We start from the raw sequence: 3,846 nt of genomic DNA on the forward strand, positions 1-3,846 counted from the left end.
TAGTAGCGGGGGCAGGATTTGAACCTGCGGCCTTTGGGTTATGAGCCCAACGAGCTACCAGACTGCTCCACCCCGCGATAGCACATATAAATTACACTTTTTTATGAGAAAGTCAAGAACTTTCTCTTCTCGCAGAGGAGCCCGAGCTGCATAATTTCACTTACGGGGTGCTGCCTCAGCGCCCCGGGTCGAGCTACTGCTTTCGCAGCACGTTTTCGGTGCTGAAGAAATTGATCTCGATCCGGCGATTCAGTTTGCGGCCGGTCGGCGTGCTATTGTCACCGATCAGGGTGATTTCGCCGGTGCTGCGCATAATGCTTGCTGGCCGGGTCTCCCCGAATCCTTGCGGCCGGTCGGTCTGCCGCTTGACGCGATCGTAGAGTTCGGGATAATTCTTGAAGGTATAATCCAGGAACCCCTGGTGAAACGCCTTGGAACGCTCATGCGAGAGCCTCAGGTTATACCATTCCGCTCCGATCGCGCAGGCATGTCCGAAGAACCGGAAGCGATAAGTCGGCTCGGTGATGATATTGCGGATAAAACGGAAGATATTGGCCCAGTAAAAATTGTAAAGGGGATCGGCGCTATCGAACTTGAGTGGAAATGCGATGGTATGCTCCTGGATATAGGTCTTCTTGCGCAGATAAACCGTCCGCGGTTTCGATTTGAATTCGCGGCCGAGCGAATCCTTGAGGATGATGCTATAGTCGCTCGATTTTTCCAGCCAAATCAGGATGTCGGGATATTTTTCCTCTGAGATCTTCCACTCGAGCGTACCCTTGAGATCGCCGCGCTGGAAATAATCCTTGACGCTGAAGGTATCGATCACCGTCGGATTGCTCAGCACCAGGCTGGCCGTCGAGACCGGCGTGTAGCCGCGAATGATGGCCAGATAGTTGACCGGCAGGACCAGGTGTTCGGTGTCACGGAAGGGGATAGGTTGGAACAGCACGGCCTGGGCCTTGTCATCCGCAATGATCCGGACATAGCGCCGTTCCTGGAAAACCCAACGGGCATCCTCGGCCTTGGCGGGAATGTAGCGCTTGGCCAGCATTTCGCCGGGGATAATGGAAATCTGGCTGGCCTCGACCCCGAGAAGCAGCATCGAATCGCGCACCGCCTCGCTGCGCCTGTTGGCCAAGGCGACATCGTTCTCTCCCGAATTGGGATCAGCGAAACCCTGCAAGGTGATCTGGAGCGTACGGTCGCTTTTCAGGCGCGTCGCCAGGGTATCGAGGATGGGGCCGATGACCTTGGTGTGCAGGTATTCGTATTTAACCTTTGCACTGGAGGAGTCGAAGCAGATCTCGGTAATGATCGGCAGGTCGTAGGTGCGGGTGGCATAATTGACGGCCGTGACGGTGTCCTTGGCCGCTATCGAGCCCTTGGGGATCGTGAAAAACTGCGCGGCATAGCGGTTATTGGACTCGTCATCCTCGCGGATGGAGCCTTCCTCATCGACTTTGGCAATGAGCATATGGCGTCCCAGGTCGACCGTGTGCCACTCTAGATCGAAGACGCGCTCCTCGCCCGGCTTAAACTGGTTGAGGCTGATCCGCTTGAGAACCTGCGTTGTTCCCGGTGCATTCTGGGCGAGCCCGAGCGCAGTTGATTCGAGCGAATCCGTGAGACTGAGGACTGTCTGCTGGATCAGGCGTTCGCCTTTGTTGACCACTTTAATTTTAAGCATGCCGTGATAATCATCCACGGTAAGCCAGGGTGAATAATCGAAGGTGATGGACTCCACGGCCACATCGGTGACGGGGATGTGAAAGTGCGCGATAGTGCGGCCATGGTGGCTCGCCGGCCGCATATGCCAGTCGAGATCGTAGGCAATGACCGACCAGTAATAGTCGCCGCCGCGGAGCAGCGGCATGGTCAGGGCCGTTTGTGTATAATCGAAACGTGAGACCAGATAGGAACCGGCACTCTCCTGCAGCACCGGTAATTCGCTCTCCATGGCGCGCATAAAACGGGCGATTTTACTGCTGTCCTGATCCACAAGCAGTGCGTAGTGCAGGTCATCATAGAGATCAGGTTCGCGGCTGTTACCCCAGCGGAGCTCGACCTGACCGGTATCGATCCAGGCATCCATGGCGGGGGCGGCGAAAGTGAATGACTCCGGTCCGATGGGAATGTGACTGACGGTACCGCGGTAGGTGTTGGAGAAAAAGTCCTTCTCATCAATTGATGCCAGATCGATGCGCAGGGCGTTGTTCTGGCCCGGGAGGACCGACTTGACCGGGGTGTCCTGATCGTCGAGCCGCACCGAAAAGCCGAAGGTGTACTGGTTCATCAGATCCATATTGGTATCGTAACCGCCCTGGATGGCGAAGCGTTGTGCCCAGGCGACCTCGGCACCGAAGGCATAGTTTTCGCCCTCATCGCGCCGCTTCAGATAGTCGGCGGAAAGCTGGAGCTGTAAACCTTTATGCGTTCCGGCATTGAAGGAGAGGCCCGCGCGCACGGCCTTCGGCAAGGGGGTTCCCACGGAAAGGAAGCGGATATCGCTGCCGAGATTGGTCAGCGAAACGCCACCCGAGAGAATGCCATAGCGCAACAGACTCGACTCACCAAGGAAATTGAACCGCGGTGTGCGATAGAGCAATCCGAGATCATAGATCCAGGAATGGGCATTGTAGGGTCCTAGCTTGGACTTGTAGTACTTGAAGGTGGTGCCTGCGGAGAGATTGGGGCTGAGCAGGGTGATCGGCTGGCCGACATTGGCGGAGACGAGCAAATCACTGGCGGATGCGGCCTCAACGATCTTGTCCGAACTGTCGAATTCCGGGACCCCCTGATAGACTACACCCAAATTCAGGTGCGTGAAACGGCTCCAGGGCGTATGCACGCGGTGGCCGGCGACAAAGGAGGCGTTGTAGACATCCGCAAACCATTTCGTATAGGAAGCCGCCCAGTACCATTGGCGCTGCAGTCCGCCGGTTCCGGGATTGGCATACGGGGCGTGCATCTCATCGAGCGCACTGGTATAGGCACCGCCCATGGACTGCTGCCGCGTGCCGGGCATCATTTTAAGAAAACCGACGCCGGAGCGCACCTGTGCAAAAGCGGCTCCTGCGGCCGGGAGAGAAAGCAGGACGGAGAACAAAAGCGCACGACCGATCCAGGGACCTTTCCGCTGCCTGATATGGATTCCGAAAGCCATGCTTATCTCACAATCATGAATTTTTTCCAGTCCTTGTACTCCTCGGAACGCAGGGTTACAATGTAAACACCGCTGCCGACCCGGATGCCTTGCTTGGTTAAACCGTTCCAGTAGTAGGTGGTCCATCCTGCCGGATAGACCGCGTCCGTCAGCTCGGAGATGTGATGTCCGGCGATATCATAGAGATCCAGCGTCGCATTGCGGCTTGAACTCAGCCTGAAGCGGATCTGTAAGGGCTCTTGCCGATCGGGTTCGTAGGTATTGCGGTCCAACGACAGATCATTGGCTTCGTGCACCAGCACTTCGGTTTCGGCGCGTGCCCGGTTGCCATATTCATCCAGGATGTGGATCTCGAACTTAAGCATCTCCTGCTTGGCCGCGGTCACCAATTTGACGGGGAGATAATCCGGTTCTATCCGGAACCACTCCCCGGGCGCCAGCATAGTCTTGTGCACATAGGCATCGCCGTAGGTGCTGTCGATCTCGTTATTGGCGAGATAGACCCACAAGTCCCAGGTTGTTACGGGGTGGTTGACCGAGACGCGCACCTGAATCGGCTCACCGACGGTGACGATAGCCGGAAGGGCTTCGATATAAGGAATGGGTACGGGAGGAGCCGTGATGATGATATGGACGGTGCCCTGATCGCAGAGGGGCGGCACCCGCGTATCGCAGACCTG

Annotated in this window: 2 protein-coding genes and 1 tRNA gene; all 3 read right to left on the bottom strand. The window is 56.7% G+C overall.

Annotated elements, in window-relative coordinates:
- Window positions 1-3: 3 nt before the first annotated feature.
- Window positions 4-77: transfer RNA gene (locus tag PLH32_18190), tRNA-Met, on the bottom strand.
- A gap of 116 nt (window positions 78-193) precedes the next feature.
- Window positions 194-3,166, bottom strand: a complete 2,973-nt coding sequence (locus PLH32_18195) for a PorV/PorQ family protein (GenBank protein HQJ66540.1) — start codon at window positions 3,164-3,166, stop codon at window positions 194-196.
- A gap of 2 nt (window positions 3,167-3,168) precedes the next feature.
- Window positions 3,169-3,846: FlgD immunoglobulin-like domain containing protein (locus PLH32_18200; GenBank protein HQJ66541.1), on the bottom strand; the 678-nt coding region annotated here is incomplete at its 5' end.

Source organism: bacterium (assembly GCA_035419245.1).
Lineage (GTDB): Bacteria > Zhuqueibacterota > Zhuqueibacteria > Residuimicrobiales > Residuimicrobiaceae > JAKPUX01.